The organism is Tessaracoccus yangjingae, from assembly GCF_054483935.1.
This window is the reverse complement of the sequence record NZ_CM137014.1, coordinates 2326261-2344040: the sequence shown is the minus strand read 5'-3', so window position 1 is coordinate 2344040 and position 17780 is coordinate 2326261. Positions and strand designations below refer to the sequence as shown.

Sequence of the window (17780 nt, the reverse complement as noted above, 5' to 3'; positions counted from 1 at the left end):
GTCCAACCCTAGTACTGTGGCGGCATGAGTCTGCTGCGGTTTGTTGCCAGGAGTCTGTTCGCCAGCTACTTCATCGCCGAGGGGGTCAAGGCCGTCACCCGGCCGGCCGAGATCGCCCCGGACGCGGAGCGGTTCACCTCCACGGTGACCCCCCTGCTGCAACGGGTGGTGCCCGCTGATGTCGCGGCCTACGTGCCCGAGAGGGCGGAGACGTGGGTGCGCATGTCCGGCGTGGCGCAGATCGCCGGCGGCGCTATGTACGCCACCGGCATCGGCCGTCGCCTGGGCGCGCTGCTGCTCGCCAAGGCCTCGGTGCTCAACCTCGCGATCGCGCTGCCGGACAAGGACGCCACCCGGGTGGCCAAGGACGCGGCCCGTCCCGAGATCCTGCGCAACGCCGCGCTGCTGGGTGCCGCCGTGCTCGCCGCCCAGGACACGGAGGGCAGGCCCAGCCTGTCGTGGCGGGCGGATCACGCGGCGAAGGTGACCGAGAAGAAGGCCTCGGCGCTCGGCGCGGACGTCAGCCGATCCGCGCAGAAGGCCGCCGAACGGGCGGAGAAGCGGGCGAAGCAGCTGGCCAGGAAGGCCCGCAGGTCCGCCAAGTCGATCAGCAGGAAGATCGAGGCCAGCGTCAACTGATGACCCACCCCCTCCCCTTCACCCAGTCCCCCGTCGCGGGCGAGGTCGTCGTCCCCGGTTCGAAGTCGGAGACCAACCGGGCGCTCGTCCTGGCCGCCCTGGCGGACGGCCCCAGCACCCTCGTCGGGGCCTTGGAGTCGCGTGACTCGGCCCTGATGATCGGCGCGCTCAGGGCGCTGGGCGTCGAGGTGGCCGAACGCGGGGACACTCTCGTGATCACCCCGCCGCAGCGGTTCAGGGGCGCCGCCGGCATCGACTGCGGGCTCGCCGGCACGGTCATGCGGTTCGTGCCCCCCGTCGCCATGCTCGCGGACGGGCCCTCGTCGTTCACCGGGGATCCGCACGCCAGCGAGCGCCCCATGGCGCCCCTCCTCGACGGGCTGCGGCAGCTTGGCGCCCAGGTCTCGGCCGACGCGCTCCCCTTCACCCTCACTCCCCCGCTGGCCGCGCACGGCACGGCCAACATCGACGCGTCCGCGTCCAGCCAGTTCATCTCGGGGCTGCTGCTGATCGGCGCGCGGCTTCCCCGCGGCCTGACGCTGCGGCACACGGGTGACAGGCTGCCCTCGCGCCCGCACATCGAGATGACCGCCGCCATGCTGCGCGAGGTGGGGGTCCAGGTCGCGGAGCCTGACGAACGCACCTGGCAGGTGGCGCCGGGGCGCATCGCCGCCCGCAGCCACACCATCGAGCCGGACCTCACCAACGCCGCGGTCTTCCTCGCTGCCGGCGCGGTCACCGGCGGCCGCGTCACCGTGCCTGGCTGGCCCGCCCGGAGCCTTCAGCCCGGGGCCCTCTTCCTGGATGTGGTGCGGGGCATGGGCGCCTCCGTCGAGCGGCGGGGTGATCGGGTCACCGTCGGGGGGAGCGGGGCGCTCACCGGCATCGACGTGGACCTCACGACGGCCTCCGAACTCACCCCGGTCGTGGCCGCACTCGGCGCCCTTGCCACCGGCACCACCACCATCGGTGGGGTCGCCCACATCCGCGGGCACGAGACGGACCGGATCGCGGCCCTCGTCACGGAGCTGCGCCGGCTGGGCGCGGACGCCGAGGAGACCCCGGACGGCCTCCGGATCGTCGGCGGCGGGGAGCTGCGGCCCGCGGTGCTGCACACCTACGCCGACCACCGGATGGTCCACTTCGCGGCGCTGCTGGCGCTCAGGGTGAGCGGCATCCAGGTCACGGACCTGGACTGCGTCTCGAAGACCATGCCGAACTTCGCGCGCGACTGGCGCGGGCTCGTCGGCCGGTGACGCCTTCGTGAAGTCACTGCGCGAGGACGATCACAGCGGGTTCGACCGCCCCCGTCGGCACTCCCGCCCCCGCACCAAGGAGCGGCCGGACTACGCCGCGCTCCCGGTGGCGCGGGTCATCTCCGTGGACCGCGGCCGGTACCGCTGCACACTCGACGGCCAGGACCTGACGGCGGTGCGCGGGCGGCTCATCGACCGCAAGGGGGGCGTCCTGGTGGGCGACCGCGTCCGTCTCGACGGCGACACCTCCGGCCAGGAGGGCACGCTCTCGCGCATCGTCGAGGTGCTGGAACGCACGACGGTGCTGCGCCGATCGGCAGACGACGCGGACACGTTCGAGCGCCCGATCGTCGCCAACGCCGACCAGCTGTTCATCGTGACCGCGCTCGCCGATCCCACGCCGCGCATGGGCATGATCGACCGCATCCTGGTGGCGGCCTTCGATGCGCGGATCGACCCGGTGCTGTGCCTCACCAAGGCGGATCTGGCCAGCCCCGACGAGCTCCGCGCCGCGTACGACCCGCTGGGCGTGCCGATCCTGGTCACGGACCCAGAGGCGGACCTCTCCGCGATCACGGAGGCGCTGACGGGCCGGGTGACCGTGTTCGTCGGCCACTCCGGCGTCGGGAAGTCCACGCTGGTGAACCGCTTGATCCCCGGCGCGGGGCGCGCCACCGCGGAGGTCAGCGAGCTGACCGGCAAGGGGCGCCACACCTCCACCTCCGCCATCGCCATGGAGCTGCCCGGCGGCGGCTGGATCATCGACACCCCCGGCGTCCGGTCCTTCGGGATCAGCCACGTGCAGACCTCGTCGATCCTGGGCGCCTTCCCGGACCTGGCCGAGTTCGCCGAGGACTGCCCGCGCGGCTGCAGCCACATCACCGGCGTCATCGAGTGCGCGCTCGACGACGCAGTCGCGGAGGGGAAGCTCGCACCGGAGCGCCTGGCATCCTTCCGCCGCATGGGCCGGGCGTTCGTCTGAGCCCGCGCCGCGCATCGCGGGCCATGTCCCTGAACTCACCGGGCAGGGTTACCCACTAGGTTTGGCCCCATGGCTGTTTCGAGGGACCTCACTGACGACCTGCGCCTGGCGCACCTCATGGCGGACGACGCGGACTCGCTGTCGATGAGCCGGTTCAAGGCACAGGACCTCCGGTTCACCAGCAAGCCGGACAACACCCCGGTCACCGAGGCCGACACCGCCGTCGAGCAGTCGATCCGTCGCACGCTGGCCCGGACCAGGCCCAGGGACGCCGTCCACGGCGAGGAGTTCAGCGACACCGGGGAGTCGTCGCGGCGCTGGATCATCGATCCCATCGACGGCACCAAGAACTACCTGCGAGGCGTGCCCGTGTGGGCCACCCTCATCGCGCTCGAGGTGGACGGGCAGATCGCCGCCTCGGTGGTCTCGGCCCCGGCCCTGAACAGGCGCTGGTGGGCCACCACGGGCGGCGGCGCATACACCGGCCGCTCAATACTCAGCGCCACGGAGCTGCGGGTGAGCCGGGTGGCGGAGATCGGGGACTCGTCGCTGTCCTACTCCGACATCGCCGAGTGGGTCGAGACCGGGCGGGGCCAGGGCTTCATCGACCTCATGCGCAACTCCTGGCGCACCCGCGCCTACGGCGACTTCTGGAGCTACATGCTGGTGGCCGAGGGCTGCGTCGACGTGGCGTGCGAGCCTGACCTCGCGCTCTACGACATGGCCGCCCTGGACGTGATCGTCCGCGAGGCGGGCGGGCGCTTCTCCAACCTCGACGGCGTCGACGGGGTGGGAGGGCCGGGGGCGCTGGCGACCAACGGCCTGCTCCATCAGGCCGTGATGGACCACCTGCGCCCCCCGGGCTGAGCGCCGGGGAAGCCCGGTCTCAGCCGAGGACCCGGACGCGCACCGTCTCGTCGAGCGCTTCCAGGTCCGCGAGGAGCCCGTCGTACTTCTCCCCCTGCACGTCGGTGACCACGTAGCCCAGCTGCCCGCGCGTGGCGAGCGTCTGCGAGCCGATGTTCATGTTGTGCGTGGCGAAGAGCTGGTTGAGGCGGGCCAGCACGCCGGGCACGTTGTGGTGCAGGTGCACGATCCGCGCCGTCGACGTGGGGCCGGCCGGCACCTCCGGCAGGTTGACGCTCATCGCGGTGGAGCCCAACGTCTCGTAGTCGTTGAGCTTGCCCGCCACGAAGCGGCCGATGTCCACCTGGGCCTCCTGGGTCGAGCCGCCCACGTGCGGGGTGAGGATCACGTTGCTGAGGCCCTGCAACCTGGAGACGAAGGGCTCGTCCTTGGCCTTGGGCTCCGAGGGGAACACGTCGATCGCGGCGCCGGCGATGTGACCGGAGACGAGGTTGTCGTACAGCGCGTCGAGGTCGACGACCGCGCCGCGGCACAGGTTGAGGAACAGCGAGCGGGGACGCATCTGGGCGAACTGCTCGGCGCCGAACATGCCCGCGTTCTCGGGGCGGCCGTCGACGTGCAGGGAGACGGTCTCCGCCTGGGCCAGGAGCTCCTCGAGCGAGTCGACGCGGCGTGCGTTGCCCAGCGCCAGCCGGTCAACGAGGTCGTAGAAGAGCACCCGCATGCCCAGCGCCTCGGCGACGATCGACAGCTGCGAGCCGATGTTGCCGTAGCCGATGATGCCCAGGGTGCGGCCGCGCACCTCGTGCGAGCCGACGGCGGACTTGTCCCAGATGCCTGCGTGCATGTCGCGGTTGCGGTCGGTGAGCCGGCGCGCCATGGAGATGATCTCGGCGACGGCGAGCTCCACGACGGAGCGGGTGTTGGAGTAGGGGGCGTTGAACACCGCGACGCCGTGGTCGGTGGCGGCGTCCAGGTCGATCTGGTTGGTGCCGATGCAGAAGGCGCCGATGGCGCTCAGCCGGGTGGCGGACTCGAGGACCTTGCGCGTCACGTAGGTGCGCGACCGGATGCCCAGGTAGTCGACGCCCTCGAGGGCGGCCATGAGGTCGCGTTCGGCGAGCGCTCCGGGGCGGCTGTCCACCTCGTAGCCCTTGGCCTGGAGCGCCTTGACGGCGTCGGCGTGGATGTTCTCAAGTAGCAGTGCCTTCACGCTGGGCATTCTAGGCCCGTGCGCCCCGGCGCCCCGAACCCGTCCGCTCGCGGCGTACGGAGGCGCTGGTCAGAGGGTGAGGGTCGCGTCCACGAGGGCGGCCGTGTAGGGGTGCCGGGGCGAGCCGAGGACGTCGCCGACGGCGCCCTGCTCGACGATGCGCCCAGCGTTGACCACCACCACCCGCTCGCACATGTGCCGCACGATCGCGAGGTCGTGCGACACCAGCACGAGCGTCAACGAGCGCTCCGCCACCTCCGCCATGAGCAGGTTGAGCACCTGGGCCCGCACGGACACGTCGAGCGCTGAGACCGGCTCGTCGGCCACCAGCAGGGTCGGGTCGCTGATGAGGGCCCGCGCGATGGCGACCCGCTGCCGCTGCCCACCCGAGAGCTGGTGCGGGAACCGGTCCATCATCTCCTCGGCGAGGCCGACGCCGAGCAGGGCGCCCGTGATGACCTCTCGTGTCGGGTGCGGGACGTCCCCGCGCCCCCGCAGGACCGGGGAGCGCAGCGGTTCGGAGACGATGTCGGCCAGCCGCATCCGGGGATTGAGGGACGAGTTGGGGTCCTGGAACACCATGGAGGCGGCCGCCCGCAGGAAGCCCCGCTCCCTCTCCCGCAGCCCGACGATGGAGCGGCCGTCGACGATCACGTCACCTCGGGACGGGGCCTGCAGCCCGAGCATCAGGCGCGCGATGGTGGTCTTGCCGGAGCCGGAGCCGCCGACGATGCCGAGCCGCTCCCCCCTCTCCACCGTCAGGTTCACGCCGTGGAGGGCGACGAACTCGGTGCCTGCCCTGCGGTAGGTGACTTCCGCCTCGCGCAGCTCGACCAGGCTCATGCGGGGACTCCCGGATAGAAGTCGGCCACGCTAGGCAGGGGCTGGCCGGGAGGGACCCGGTCGACGCGCGCGGAGGCGATCAGGCCCTGGGTGTAGGGATGGCGTGGGTCGGCGACGACCTCGTCGATGGGGCCCTGCTCGACGATCTCACCGTCCAGCATCACGGCCACCACCTGGCACACCTGGCGGACCACGGCGAGGTCGTGGGACACGAAGACGGCCGCCCTGTCCGCCAGCTCGTCCGCCAGCAGCTGGAGAATCTGGCGCTGGACGAGCACGTCCAGCGCGGTGGTGGGCTCGTCGCACAGCACCAGCCCCGGGCGGTTGGCCAGCGCCATGGCGATCAGCGCGCGCTGCCGCTGTCCGCCGGAGAGCTCGTGGGGATAGGAGCCCGCGATCCGCTGCGGCTCCGCGATCCCGACGCGGCCCAGCCAGCTGAGCACCTCGTCGTGGATGCTCCCGCGACGCTCACCGTGGTGGAGCGCCACCACCTCGCCCACCTGGCGGCCCACCTTCATGGTGGGGTCCAGCGCGGTCATCGGCTCCTGGAAGATCATCGAGACCTCGTCTCCACGGAGCCTGCGCAGCTCCCTCTCCGGCAGCCCGACGAGCTCCCTGCCGTCCAGCCGGATGCTGCCGGTGACCTGCGCGTGCGCCGGCAGGAGCCCCATGATCGCCAGCGCCGTCACGGACTTGCCCGACCCGGACTGTCCGATGATCCCCAGCCGCTCCCGCTCACCGACCGTGAAGCTGATCCCCCGGAGCGCGGCCTTCTGCCGGCTGCCGAAGGTGACGCGGAGGTCCTCGACCTCGAGGTGGCTCATCTGATCTCCCTCAGCCTCGGGTCGAGCACGTCTCGCAGGCCGTCGCCGAGAAGGTTGAAGCCCATCGTGGTCACGGCGATGGCGAGGCCCGGCCACAGCGCGATGAGGGGCGCGTTGAAGATGTATCCCTGGGCGTCGCGGAGCATCCGTCCCCACGTCGGCGCCTCGGGCCCCGATCCGAGGCCGAGGTAGGACAGCCCCGCCTCGGCGAGGATCGCGATGCCGATGCTGACCGAGACCTGGACGCCCAGGACGGGGGCGATGTTGGGGAGCACGTGACGCCAGGCGACGGCGAGGTGGGGCGTGCCGCTGAGCCTCGCCGCCTCGACGTAGCCCTGGCTCATCACCTGAAGGGTGGCCGCGCGCGCGATGCGCACGAAGGCGGGGATCGACGCCAGCGCGATGGCCATCATCGCCGTCCAGGTGGATCCTCCGAGCGCCGCCGCGAAGAGGATCGCCAGGAGCAGCGCGGGGAACCCGTAGAGGATGTCGGCCAGGCGCGCGGGGATCTCCCCCGCCCAGCCACGCACCATGCCCGCGAGGATGCCCAGCGGCACGCCGAGTGCCGCCGCGACCCCCACCGAGACGATGCCCACCATGAGGCAGATCCGCGCGCCGCTGATCAGGCGCGACGCGATGTCCCCGCCGAGGCCGTCGGTGCCCAGCAGGTAGGGCGCGCCGGGGGGTTGCAGCGGTGCGGAGACCACCGCGTCGGGCGGGAACGGGGTCCAGAACAGGCCGACCACCGCCATCAGGACCACGCCGCTGATCAGGGCGGCGCCGGCGTAGAGCGTCGCGTGCCTCATGGCGCCTCGCCGCTTCGACGCAGCCGCGGGTCGATGAACTGATAGGCGATGTCGATGAGGAAGTTGATGGACAGCACCGCCCAGACCAGGAGCAGGACGATGGCCTGGACCACGCCAAGGTCGCGTTGGGACACCGCCAGCAGCAGGGACGAGCCAAGCCCGGGCAGCGCGAACACCTGCTCGATGATGATGGCCCCCACCAGCAGCGTGGCGAGCTGCAGCCCTATGACGGTCAGGAGCGAGATGGCGGTGTTGCGGACGCCGTGGCGCCACAACGCCCCCGTCCGCGACCAGCCGACGGCGCGGGCGGTGCGGAAGTAGTCCTCGTGGAGCACCTCGAGCACCGAGCTGCGCACGTAGCGGGAGATGACGCTGGCCTGGACGATGGCCAGTGAGGCCACGGGAAGGATGAGGTGGGTGGCCCAGTCCCCCACCGAGTCCCAGTAGGACACGTAGCCGCCGGCCGGCAGCCACCGCAGCTGCACGGCGAAGATGACGACGAGCCAGATGCCCGCCCAGAACGCGGGCACGGCCAGGCCAACCTGGGACAGGGCGGAGACGGCGACCCCGTCGAGGTGTCGACGGCGCATCGCCGCGTAGGCACCCACCGGGAGCGCGATGAGGATGGCCACGATCATGCCGAAGAAGATCAGCCAGGCCGAGACCTCGAGCCTGGCGGCGATGAGCGGCGCGATGGGGCGCCGGCTGATGTACGAGACCCCGAAGTCGAAGCGGACGGCGCCCCACAGCCACTCCAGGTAGCGCGTGAGGAAGGGGCGGTCCAGCCCGAGTTCGGCGCGGAGCCGCTCCGCCTCGCCGGGCGAGGCGTTGGTCCCGAGGATGACCTGGGCGATGTCCCCGGGGAGGGCGTTTGTGGCGGCGAAGATCAGCAGGGACGCCAGCAGGAGGCTCGCGAGCAGCCAGGCCACCCGCACGCCCACCCGGCGAAGGGCCATGTGGGTCAGCTCCTGGCGGCGATCGTGGTGAGGTCGAAGGCGAGGCTGATCTGGTTGGCCTGGATGCCGGAGATCTCCGGTGTGGTGATGATGAGGTTGGGCAGGAGGAAGAGCCAGTCCGCCGCCGCGTCGTCGGCGAGGATCCGCGCTGCCTCCTTGAGCTTGGCCACCTGCTCCTCCGGCGTCCCCGCGTCGGCCTCCGCGATCAGGGCCTGGAACTCGGGGTTGTCGTAGCCCCAGTAGTAGTCCGGGTTCGCGAACGCCCCGAGGTCCCTGGGCTCGACGTGGGCCACGATGGTCATGTCGTAGTCGTGGGCCGTGTAGACCAGATCCAGCCAGCGGGCGGGGAACTCCAGCTCGTCGAGCACGACGGTGATCCCCACCTCCTTGAGCTTGGCCGCGATGAAGCGCCCGGCGGGCGGGCCGTAGGGCAGGTTCGGCACCCGGAGGCGCAGCGTCAGCCCGGTGGCGAAGCCGGCCTCGGCGAGCAGTTCCCGCGCCTTGGCCTGGTCGTACACGTAGGTGTCCGAGAGGTCCTCGAACCAGGGATCCGTGGGCGGCACCATGGAGCCGATGAGGGTGCCCTTGCCGCCCCAGACGGCGTCGACCAGCGCCTGACGGTCGATGGCGTGGTTGATGGCCTGGCGCACCTTGAGGTCCTGCAGGGCAGCGGTGCGGTGGTTGAAGCCCAGCACCACCTCGCCGTCGGTGGTGCCCTCGTGGACCGTGAAGCGCTCCTCGTCGGCGAACTGACCGATGGCCTGCGGCACCGTCAGGTTGGACACGATGTCCAGCTGGCCGGCCAGCATGGCCGTGTTCATGGCGTTGGGGTCCGCGTAGTAGCGGAAGAAGACCGAGTCGAAGCGGGTGGGCGTGGCCCAGTAGCTGTCGTTCGCCTTGAGCTCCACATAGGAGCCCTCTTCCCACTTCACGAACTGGAACGGCCCGGATCCGGCCGGGGCCGTGTCGAGGTTCGCGGCGCCGGTGGGGTCGGTGACGATGCCCGCAGGGCCCGTCATCTCGTAGAGCCATTGATTCGACGGCTGGCTGAGCGTGACCTCGACGGTGTCCTCGTCGGTGGCCTCAATGGTCTCCACGAGCGCCCACTTGCCCTTGATCTGGTCCGTGGCCGACTCACCTCGGTTCCGCTCGAAGCTCTGCACGACGGCCTCGGCGGTCACGTCGGTGCCGGAGGCGAAGCGTGCACCCTGGTCGATGGTGAAGGTGTAGACGGTGTTGTCCTCGGACGTGCGCCACTCGGACGCCAGCAGCGGACGGATGGTGCCCTCGCCGTCGAGCTTCACCAGCGTCTCGTACACGTTGTACAGCAGCACGAACGGCGTGCCGGCGCCCGAGACGGTGATCATGTCCAGGCCGGCGGGCTCACCGGTGGCTCCGATGTTCAACGTGCTGACCTGTTCCTCGACCGCCGGCGGCCGGGTGCAGGCGCTGAGCACCACAGACAGGAGGAGGGCCACCACGATCCCCAGGGTGCGGGCTCGGCGCATGTTCTTCGTGTTCCCTTCCGGCAACGGGCAACGGCGGGGTCAGTCTACCGCCGGGCACACCGGGCGCCGTGTGGATTCGCGCGCGGCGTAGCGCGGAGGAACCGGGCAGGATAGGCGCCATGGCGGAGGAGGAACGGCACGGCTTCTCGTGGCACGACACCGGGCGGGCGCTGCAGCGGGCCTCGGTGCAGGCGTTCGACCTGTCCGAGCGCACGGCGCGGCGGGGGTGGCGGTCGCAGCAGCGACGCGTGGGGCGGTGGCGGTCGCGGCTGTTCATGATCATGCAGATCGCCCTGGCGGCCGGGGTGTCGTGGTGGATCGCGAGGCGCCTGCTGGGCCACGAGGAGCCGTTCCTCGCCACGGTCGCGGCCATCATCTGCCTGGGGTTCTCGTTCGGCCAGCGGCTCGGGCGCGTCGTCGAGGTCGCCGTCGGAGTCACGATCGGCGTGTTCGTCGGAGACGTGTTCGTCCACTTCTTCGGCACGGGGGTCTGGCAGATCGTCCTGGTGGTGGCCATGGCGATGTCGATCACCACCTGGCTGGGCGCGAGGACCCTGATGGTGACGCAGTCCGCGGTGCAGGCCGCCGCGGTACTCACGGTGCTCCCTGGGGTCGACGCTGGGATCTCGCGCTGGCAGGACGCCCTGGTGGGCTGCGCGGTGGCCCTGTTGTTTGCGACGGTGGCGCCCACCTCGCCGATCGACCGGCCGAGGATCATCGCGGCGAAGGTGCTGCACGAGGCCGCCCTGACTGTGCGGGCGATGGTGGGGGCCCTGCGCACGGGGGACGTCGACGAGGCCGAGCAGACGCTGGAGCGCGCCCGGGCGACGGAGGCCGAGCTCGCGGAGCTGCTGTCCGCGGCGCAGGAGGGGATGGCCGTGGTGCGCACCTCGCCGTTCCTTCGGCGGCACCGCGACACGGCGCTGCAGGTCTCGGATCTGGTGGTCCCGCTGGACAGATTCATCCGCAACCTGCGCGTGCTGGCGCGGCGATGCGCGGTGGCCACCTACCGCGGGGAGACGGTGCCCGGAGAGTACCTGGACCTGCTCATCGAGTTCGCTCAGGTGATCGACGAGTGCGCGGCGGAGCTGTTCGCCCGGCGCCTTCCGACGGCGAAGCTCGGCGCGCTGCGCGACCTGGCCGAGCGGTCGGCGCACGTGCCGATCCTGCCGAGGTTGTCGTCGACGGTGGTGCTCGCCCAGGTCCGCTCGATGCTGGTGGACCTGATGGAACTGTGCGGCGAGGACTACACCGACGCGCGCGACGCCGTGCCGGACATGGACTGACCGGTCAGTGTCCGCGGGTCTCGAGGACGGGCCTCACGAGCTCCCCGCCGGTCTCGTCGGTCCCCGCCAGCTGGGCGAGCACCTTGTCGAGCACGATCCGGGCCAGCTCGTCGACGGGTTGCCGCAGGCTGGGCAGCCCGATGGCACGCGCCACCGGGGTGTCATCGAAGCCCACCACGTCGGGCCTGGTCACCCCGGTGTTGTGGATGAACGCGCCCAGCGCGAGCGCATCTGAGGCGCAGACGGCGGCCGTGGCGCCCCGTGCCAGCAGCTCCCCCATCCCCGCGCCGCCTGCGTCGACGGAATCCTCGCCCTCCACTGTGAGCAGGGCCGCCTCGTCGTCGGTCAGGCCCAGCGCCTCCTGCCAGCCCGCCCGCCGGTCCGCGCCCACCGGCGAGCCGTCCGACCAGCCGATGAACCCGATCCGCGCGTGGCCGCGCCGGAGCAGGAACCGGGCCGCCTCCCCCGCGCCCCACCGTCCGTCGACGTCCACCCATGCCTCGTGGTCCGGACCCGCCCACGGCCTGCCGAAGGCGACGAACGTCACGCCCTCCTCCGCGAGCTGGTCTGGACGTTGGTCGCCGGTCCAGGTGTCGGTGATGATCCCGGCGTCGATGGCGAGGCTGGCGCGCAGCTCGACCAGCCGCTCGACCTCCTCGTCTCTGTCGGAGGCGGGAAACACGACGACCCGGTAGCCGCGCTTGTCGGCGGCCATGACCACCTCACGTAGCAACCCGTCCATGAAGGCCCCAGAGATGCCGTTGCGCGGGGGGCTGAGCCGGATGCCGAGCGCCATGGCCCGCTGGTTGCGCAGCGCCCTCGCCGCCACCGACGGGCGGTAGCCTGACCGGTCGATGGCGGCCTGGACGCGCGCCCGGGTCTCCACCCGCACCCGGTCCGGGAAGTTGATGACGTTCGAGATGGTCTGACGCGAAACCTTGAGTTCCGCGGCCAGGCTGGCGAGCGTCGGCTTCTTCATCGGGCCTCCGTTGATCGTTCAAGGTGCCGCAATGCTGTCGCCGTCAGGAAGCGGGTGTCAACGGACTCGGCCGAATCGTTATCGTTCTGACACCGCCCGCGTGGCACGTCGCCACGGCCCCAGGCGCGCCGGGGAGGTCTCGGGCCGGGCGGGTATGTCAGTAGCGCAGAATGGCCGCGAGCTCGCTGTCAGGCACCACTTCCTCCGAGGTGGCGTGGACCATGCCCCCGTTCGTGAGGGTGGCGACGGCGGCCGCCTCCACCTGCTCGCACATCGCGTAGCGGTCGTCGGTGCCCAGCCTCACCACGGCGGGTTCGCCACCGTCGAGCACCCGCTCCCAGCACCAGGGGTCCGCACGCATGAACAGCGTGTCCACGCGTCCCTGCTCCGCGGCATCGCTGACCGCGTCGGCGTCGGTGGACACCTGGCCGCCCGTGGCGAGGAGCGCGCGGAACCGCTCGATGAGGCGGGTCCGTTCGGCGCGCAGCCGGCCCTCGATGAGCGGCCAGGCCACCTCGTGCAGCGCGTCCGCGGACAGCTCGTCGGGGCTGCGGTGGACCGCCTCGTCGAGCACCCCCGCGTAGGTGTTGACCTCCCGGTAGGCGGCCACGTTCTGCTCCAGCCCCACGAGGAGAAGCGGCGCGCTCTGGCCGGCCAGCACCTCGCGGAGGCCTGCCTCCACCTCGCGGAAGAAGCGGAGGACGTCGTCGCGCTTCGCCTCGTCGGCGCCCACGCCGTGGCCGTAGAACACGGCTCTGCCGCCGCGACCCGCGTTGAGGGTCCGCGCCATGGAGTCCGAGCGGCCGCTCGGCTCCACCACGTCTGCCAGGCTGGTGGGCACGTCGTCGAGCTCGATCTGGCGGACGGTGTGACGGGTGCCGTCCATCAGGCGCACGGAGCCCTGACTGATGGCCAGAAGAAGGAAGTGCGCGTCGCCGGACAGCAGCCGCATGAGTGGGCCAGTCACGAAGTGGTCACCCACCGCAGCGAGCGTGGGCAGCGACGCGGGGATCCGCACCATCTGCGACCCTTCGGAGGTGAGGAACATGGCCAGGCCGTCGCTCATGAACTGCCAGGCGAAGTTGTTGTTGAGGAGTTCGCGGGCGGGAGCCAGGAGCGCATCGACGTCTGCGCGCCGCAGGTCCTGCAGGAGCAGGGCCTCGGCCCCGGTGACGAGGTTCTTCCACACCACCTGATCCGCTTGGATGCCGGCTCCGAAGCGGTGGGTGGGCAGCATCAGCGACACATGCGGCCCCTTGACCTCTGAGGCAGCGAGAGCCTGGATGTCCGAGCGGTTCAGTAGGTCCATGGATCCTCCTCCATCGGTGGGATCACTCCAGCCTACGACGACTGACCGGGCTCCGTCCGGGCCTTCACAAGTTCACCTGCGGAGCTTGGGCGCAGGGCTCACCCGGCCGAACCGAGCGCGAACGGGAGCACGGCCGCGGCCCCGGCCAGCAACAGGATCCGCCCCGCGACGGTGATGGTCCAGCGGGAGTCGACGAGGTCGTCCACCAGGAGGACCGGTCCGTCGAGACGCGTCAGGCGGGCCGCATGTCCGGGGGCACGGTGAATCGATCCCAGACGTCTCGAACGCGGAACGCGCTGTTGGTCGAACCCCTCAGACGGTCCGCACTGGGGCTCAGGCCGAGGGGACCCAGCAGTTCCAGGCGCCCGGCGGTCGCGATGCCGGTGGCGAGCGACTCCACCAGGCGTGGGCGTCCGAGGCTCGGCACCCACGCGACCGCGACCGGACGGGCGTCCCACTCCCACTCCCGCAGGACCCGGAGGCAGGCCCTCCCCAGTTCGGGAGGCACCTCGGCGTCGACCGGGTTTCCGTCCCGATCGGAGGCGAACAGTTCACGCAGCGGCCCGCCCCACCCCAGGTCCGAGAGCCGTGCGACCGCACGCCCGGCGGCGAGCAGCTGCTCGGGCGGGATCTTGCCCCGGACCGGGCGACCGTCGACCCGGACGCCCAGGCTGTCCAGGCCGCTCGGCCACAACGCACGTGGGGCGAGCGGGACGCCCACGCGGTCCAGTGCCGACTGCGCGTCCTGGCCCGCCGTCAACGTCACCTCGGTCGGGTACCAGGGGCCCGCACAGGCGTCGCACCGGCCGCAGGCGGCGGTATGCGGGTCGTCCAGCTCGGCGGTCAGGAACGCCATGCGGCACTGGTCGAGTTGCTCGTAGGCGAGCATCGCGCGCTGCTCGTGGAGCCGGGCGGCGGCGATCCGGCCGTAGCGGTCGGCGTCGTAGGTCCACGGGGCACCCGTCGAGACCCACCCGCCCTGCACCGATCTCACCGCGCCGTCGACCGCCAGCACCTTGAGGAGCAGCTCGAGCGGACCCCGCCTGATGTCGACGCGGGCCTCCAGTGCGGCCACCGACAAGGGGCGGTCGGCCCCGGCGAGGGCCTCGAGTGCCGCATCGGCCTTGCGCTGGGTCGGCATCGCGTTGGTGGCGAAGTAGTGCCAGATGGCCTGATCCTCCGCGCCCGGCAGCAACAGGACGTCGGCGCTCTCGGTGGCGCGGCCGGCCCGGCCGACCTGCTGGTAGTACGCCACCGGTGAGCTCGGGGCCCCCAGGTGGACGACGAACCCGAGGTCGGGCTTGTCGAAGCCCATCCCCAGCGCGGACGTGGCGATCAGTGCCTTGACCTCATTGCGCTTCAGCGCCTCCTCGGCGACCAGTCGCTCCGCCGGATCGGTGCGGCCCGTGTAGGGCAGGACCCGGTGGCCGGCCTTCGCCAGCAATGCGGCCGTATCCTCCGCCGCGGCGACGGTGAGGCAGTAGACGATGCCGCTGCCCGGCAGCGCCCCGAGATGCTCGCTGAGCCAGGCCAGGCGGCGCCAGGGGGTGCCGAGATCGAGGACGCCGAGCCGCAGCGAGTCGCGCGCCAGGGCGCCGCGCAGGGTGAACACCTCATGACCGCCCGCCGCCATCTGTTCGGCCACGTCGTCGACGACGCGGGAGTTGGCCGTGGCGGTGGTCGCCAGGACGGGCACACCCTCGGGGAGTTCCGAGATGAGGTCGCGGATGCGCCGGTAGTCGGGCCTGAAGTCGTGCCCCCAGTCCGAGATGCAGTGCGCCTCGTCGATGACCAGAAGGCCGCAGGACTGCACCAGCCGCGGGAGCTGCTCCGCCCTGAACACCGGGTTGACCAGGCGTTCAGGCGACACGAAGAGCACGTCCACCCGGTCGGCGTCGAGCGCCTGCTCGATCTCGGACCACTCGGTGACGTTGGCCGAGTTGATGGCCGCTGCGCGCACGCCGGCCCTCTCGGCGGCCGCGACCTGATCCCGCATGAGCGCCAGCAGGGGCGAGACGATCAGGGCGGGCCCCGATCCGGCCCTGCGCTGGAGCAGCGCCGTGATGAAGTAGACCGCGGACTTGCCCCAACCCGTGCGCTGCACCACCAGCGCGCGGCGATGATCCGCCACGAGCGCCTCGATCGCCTCGAACTGGCCGGTGTGGAAGTCGGCGTCGGAACTCCCGGTGAGCGCCCTCAGGATCTCCACGGCCTCGTCGCGGAGACCGGCCGCCCCGCGCTGCACCGCCGGGGCGGAGGCCGGGGCCGCGACGGCGGGCTGAAGGCCGGCGGGAACGGAGGGCTCCCACAGCCACTGCTCGTCGAAGTCGTCCGGCGGCAGGGTCTCCGGGTCCGGTGGCGGCTCGTCCAACCAGGCGTGGGTCATCATGTCCACCACCCTGCCACCACGCGCTGACATTCCCTCATCACAGCGATCGACCGACGCGCCCAGGCCGGCCGACCTGCGGTGAACATGGAAGAACTCCCGCCCAGCCGTGGCTGGACGGGAGTTCCTGTGTGGTAGCGGGGACAGGATTTGAACCTGTGACCTCTGGGTTATGAGCCCAGCGAGCTACCGAGCTGCTCCACCCCGCGTCGCTCTGACAACTATAGGGACTGCCCGCGGACAATCCAAATCGAGGACGATCGAGCGACGGGGGCACGGGTCAGGGGCGACCCTCGGGGACCGTCGTCTTGGCCGGGTCGCGCTCGACAATGCCGCTCAGCACCTGATCGATGCGCTCCATGAGGTCCGTGGGGATCTCGACGCCGCTCGCCTTGACGTTCTCGGCGATCTGCTCGGGACGCGAGGCCCCGATGATCGCGGCGGCGACGTTGTCGTTCTGCAGCACCCACGCCACCGCGAGCTGGGCCATGGTGAGGTCCACCTCGTCGGCGATGGCGCGCAGGCCCTGCACCTTGGTGAGCACGTCGTCGCGCATCCAGCGGCTGATCATGCCCTGGCCGCCCTTGGTGTCGGTTGCACGCGACCCCTCGGGAGCGGGCTGACCCGGCTTGTACTTCCCGGTGAGCACGCCCTGCGCGATGGGCGACCACACGATCTGGGAGACGCCCACCTCCTGCGACGCCGGCACCACCTGCTCCTCGATCACGCGCCACAGCATCGAGTACTGCGGCTGGTTGGAGACGAACGGGATCTTCAGCTCCTTGGCGTAGCGCGCCGCCTCACGGATCTTGTCGGCGGGCCACTCGGAGACGCCGATGTAGAGCGCCTTGCCCTGACGGACCACGTCGGCGAAGGCCGTCATGGTCTCCTCGAGCGGGGTCTCCACGTCGTAGCGGTGGGCCTGATAGAGGTCCACGTAGTCCATCTGGAGCCGCTTCAGCGACCCGTTGATGCCTTCCATGATGTGCTTGCGCGAGAGACCGACGTCGTTGGCGCCCTTCGGGCCCACGGGCCAGTAGACCTTGGTGAAGATCTCCAGCGACTCGCGGCGCTCGCCCTTCAGAGCCTCGCCCAGGACCACCTCGGCGGCCGTGTTCGCGTACACGTCGGCGGTGTCGAACGAGGTGATGCCGTGGTCGAGGGCGGCCCGCACGCACGCGGTCGCGGTGTCGGCCTCCACCTGCGAGCCGTGCGTGAGCCAGTTGCCGTAGGTCAGTTCGGTGATCTTCAGGCCGGAATTACCCAGATAGCGATACTTCATGCACCAGAACCTACTCCCCCGGTCCAGGCCACGCGGTAGCGTCGACCCACGTGAAGAGCACACCACTGCACTGGGCCTCCGGGACCTGGACGACGCCGCCCGACGACTCCCACGAGGAGGGCACGGACCTCGTGGTGACCGCCGCCGAGGGCTCCGACGCGTGGCGGGTCACGTCCTACGGATTCGTCCACGACACCGAGCACGCCCTCGTGGCTCCGTTCCAGACGGGAACGGCGATGGAGGTGGTCTTCACCGCCGACTACTCCGAGCAGTTCGACCAGGCCGGCCTGTTCGTGGTCGCGGCCGCGGACTGCTGGGTCAAGGCCGGCGTCGAGTTCGCCGACGGGCACCCCCAGCTGGGCGCCGTGGTGACCAACCCGGTCTCGGACTGGTCGGTGGCGCCCGTGGACGCGTGGCTCGGCCGTCGCGTGCGGGTCCGGGTGTCGCGCTCGGGGGACGCCCTGACGATCAGGGCCGGGCTCGACGGCGAGCCCCTCGGGCTCGTGCGGGTCGCGCCCTTCCCCGTCGACGCCCGCGCCGCGGCCGGGCCGTTCACGTGTGCCCCGACCCGGTCGGGCCTCGTGGTGCGGTTCCACGAGTGGACCGCAGGGCCGGCCGACGAGGCCCTCCACTGAGCCGGGGTC

Annotated in this window: 15 protein-coding genes, 1 tRNA gene and 1 pseudogene; 6 read left to right on the top strand and 11 right to left on the bottom strand. The window is 71.3% G+C overall.

From position 1 onward, the window contains the following. Positions 1–24: 24 nt before the first annotated feature. From ACX1D3_RS10405 to ACX1D3_RS10390, 4 genes are all read left to right on the top strand, one after another. Entirely contained in the window at positions 25–639 is a 615-nt protein-coding gene (locus ACX1D3_RS10405) for a DoxX family membrane protein (RefSeq protein WP_458993812.1), read from the top strand. Beyond that, complete coding sequence (gene aroA / locus ACX1D3_RS10400) at positions 639–1895, top strand: 3-phosphoshikimate 1-carboxyvinyltransferase (protein WP_458993811.1); 1257 nt, start codon at positions 639–641, stop codon at positions 1893–1895. The genes ACX1D3_RS10405 and aroA overlap by 1 nt, the downstream gene beginning before the upstream one ends. A gap of 7 nt (positions 1896–1902) precedes the next feature. Beyond that, complete coding sequence (gene rsgA, locus ACX1D3_RS10395) at positions 1903–2877, top strand: ribosome small subunit-dependent GTPase A (protein ID WP_458993810.1); 975 nt, start codon at positions 1903–1905, stop codon at positions 2875–2877. 69 nt (positions 2878–2946) lie between these two features. Next, complete coding sequence (locus tag ACX1D3_RS10390) at positions 2947–3744, top strand: inositol monophosphatase family protein (RefSeq protein WP_458993809.1); 798 nt, start codon at positions 2947–2949, stop codon at positions 3742–3744. A gap of 19 nt (positions 3745–3763) precedes the next feature. Here the strand turns inward: ACX1D3_RS10390 and serA are convergent, their stop codons facing one another. The 6 genes from serA to ACX1D3_RS10360 form a co-directional block, all read right to left on the bottom strand. Then, positions 3764–4957 carry a phosphoglycerate dehydrogenase gene (gene serA / locus ACX1D3_RS10385; protein ID WP_458993808.1) on the bottom strand — a complete coding sequence of 398 codons (1194 nt, stop codon included), beginning with the start codon at positions 4955–4957 and terminating at the stop codon, positions 3764–3766. 69 nt (positions 4958–5026) lie between these two features. After that, positions 5027–5800 (bottom strand): ABC transporter ATP-binding protein, encoded by a 774-nt coding sequence (locus ACX1D3_RS10380; RefSeq protein ID WP_458993807.1) that lies wholly within the window; start codon positions 5798–5800, stop codon positions 5027–5029. Then, complete coding sequence (locus ACX1D3_RS10375) at positions 5797–6624, bottom strand: ABC transporter ATP-binding protein (protein WP_458993806.1); 828 nt, start codon at positions 6622–6624, stop codon at positions 5797–5799. The genes ACX1D3_RS10380 and ACX1D3_RS10375 overlap by 4 nt, the downstream gene beginning before the upstream one ends. Then, positions 6621–7430 (bottom strand): ABC transporter permease, encoded by an 810-nt coding sequence (locus tag ACX1D3_RS10370; RefSeq protein ID WP_458993805.1) that lies wholly within the window; start codon positions 7428–7430, stop codon positions 6621–6623. The genes ACX1D3_RS10375 and ACX1D3_RS10370 overlap by 4 nt, the downstream gene beginning before the upstream one ends. Continuing rightward, on the bottom strand, positions 7427–8386 hold the full coding sequence (locus tag ACX1D3_RS10365; protein ID WP_458993804.1) for an ABC transporter permease: 960 nt from the start codon (positions 8384–8386) through the stop codon (positions 7427–7429). Before ACX1D3_RS10365 ends, ACX1D3_RS10370 begins: the two co-directional genes overlap by 4 nt. A gap of 5 nt (positions 8387–8391) precedes the next feature. Continuing rightward, entirely contained in the window at positions 8392–9894 is a 1503-nt protein-coding gene (locus ACX1D3_RS10360) for an ABC transporter substrate-binding protein (protein ID WP_458993803.1), read from the bottom strand. A gap of 119 nt (positions 9895–10013) precedes the next feature. On the opposite strand from ACX1D3_RS10360, the gene ACX1D3_RS10355 reads away from it, so the two are divergent. Continuing rightward, positions 10014–11180, top strand: a complete 1167-nt coding sequence (locus ACX1D3_RS10355) for an FUSC family protein (RefSeq protein ID WP_458993802.1) — start codon at positions 10014–10016, stop codon at positions 11178–11180. A gap of 4 nt (positions 11181–11184) precedes the next feature. Here ACX1D3_RS10355 and ACX1D3_RS10350 read toward each other — a convergent pair whose 3' ends face one another. From ACX1D3_RS10350 to ACX1D3_RS10330, 5 genes and pseudogenes are all read right to left on the bottom strand, one after another. Continuing rightward, positions 11185–12159, bottom strand: a complete 975-nt coding sequence (locus ACX1D3_RS10350) for a LacI family DNA-binding transcriptional regulator (protein WP_458993801.1) — start codon at positions 12157–12159, stop codon at positions 11185–11187. A gap of 157 nt (positions 12160–12316) precedes the next feature. Beyond that, positions 12317–13468 carry a baeRF3 domain-containing protein gene (locus ACX1D3_RS10345; protein WP_458993800.1) on the bottom strand — a complete coding sequence of 384 codons (1152 nt, stop codon included), beginning with the start codon at positions 13466–13468 and terminating at the stop codon, positions 12317–12319. 98 nt (positions 13469–13566) lie between these two features. Then, positions 13567–15713: pseudogene (locus ACX1D3_RS10340) on the bottom strand (RecQ family ATP-dependent DNA helicase). Between the two features lie 273 nt (positions 15714–15986). After that, positions 15987–16063 (bottom strand) — tRNA-Met (locus ACX1D3_RS10335). 71 nt (positions 16064–16134) lie between these two features. After that, the gene (locus ACX1D3_RS10330) at positions 16135–17136 is read right to left on the bottom strand and encodes an aldo/keto reductase family protein (protein ID WP_458993799.1); all 1002 of its coding nucleotides are present in this window, start codon (positions 17134–17136) and stop codon (positions 16135–16137) included. A 50-nt stretch (positions 17137–17186) separates the two neighbouring features. On the opposite strand from ACX1D3_RS10330, the gene ACX1D3_RS10325 reads away from it, so the two are divergent. After that, positions 17187–17771, top strand: a complete 585-nt coding sequence (locus ACX1D3_RS10325; protein WP_458993798.1) for a DUF1349 domain-containing protein — start codon at positions 17187–17189, stop codon at positions 17769–17771. The last annotated feature ends 9 nt before the right edge of the window (positions 17772–17780 follow it).

Excerpts from the sequence above, each read along its gene's own strand:
- ACX1D3_RS10350 (WP_458993801.1), bottom strand. The coding sequence starts at position 12,159 with ATGAAGAAGCCGACGCTCGCCAGCCTGGCCGCGGAACTCAAGGTTTCG.
- ACX1D3_RS10370 (WP_458993805.1), bottom strand. The coding sequence starts at position 7,430 with ATGAGGCACGCGACGCTCTACGCCGGCGCCGCCCTGATCAGCGGCGTG.
- ACX1D3_RS10375 (WP_458993806.1), bottom strand. The coding sequence starts at position 6,624 with ATGAGCCACCTCGAGGTCGAGGACCTCCGCGTCACCTTCGGCAGCCGG.
- ACX1D3_RS10380 (WP_458993807.1), bottom strand. The coding sequence starts at position 5,800 with ATGAGCCTGGTCGAGCTGCGCGAGGCGGAAGTCACCTACCGCAGGGCA.
- ACX1D3_RS10330 (WP_458993799.1), bottom strand. The coding sequence starts at position 17,136 with ATGAAGTATCGCTATCTGGGTAATTCCGGCCTGAAGATCACCGAACTG.
- ACX1D3_RS10355 (WP_458993802.1), top strand. The coding sequence starts at position 10,014 with ATGGCGGAGGAGGAACGGCACGGCTTCTCGTGGCACGACACCGGGCGG.
- ACX1D3_RS10345 (WP_458993800.1), bottom strand. The coding sequence starts at position 13,468 with ATGGACCTACTGAACCGCTCGGACATCCAGGCTCTCGCTGCCTCAGAG.
- ACX1D3_RS10405 (WP_458993812.1), top strand. The coding sequence starts at position 25 with ATGAGTCTGCTGCGGTTTGTTGCCAGGAGTCTGTTCGCCAGCTACTTC.
- ACX1D3_RS10390 (WP_458993809.1), top strand. The coding sequence starts at position 2,947 with ATGGCTGTTTCGAGGGACCTCACTGACGACCTGCGCCTGGCGCACCTC.
- ACX1D3_RS10360 (WP_458993803.1), bottom strand. The coding sequence starts at position 9,894 with ATGCGCCGAGCCCGCACCCTGGGGATCGTGGTGGCCCTCCTCCTGTCT.
- aroA (WP_458993811.1), top strand. The coding sequence starts at position 639 with ATGACCCACCCCCTCCCCTTCACCCAGTCCCCCGTCGCGGGCGAGGTC.
- ACX1D3_RS10365 (WP_458993804.1), bottom strand. The coding sequence starts at position 8,386 with ATGGCCCTTCGCCGGGTGGGCGTGCGGGTGGCCTGGCTGCTCGCGAGC.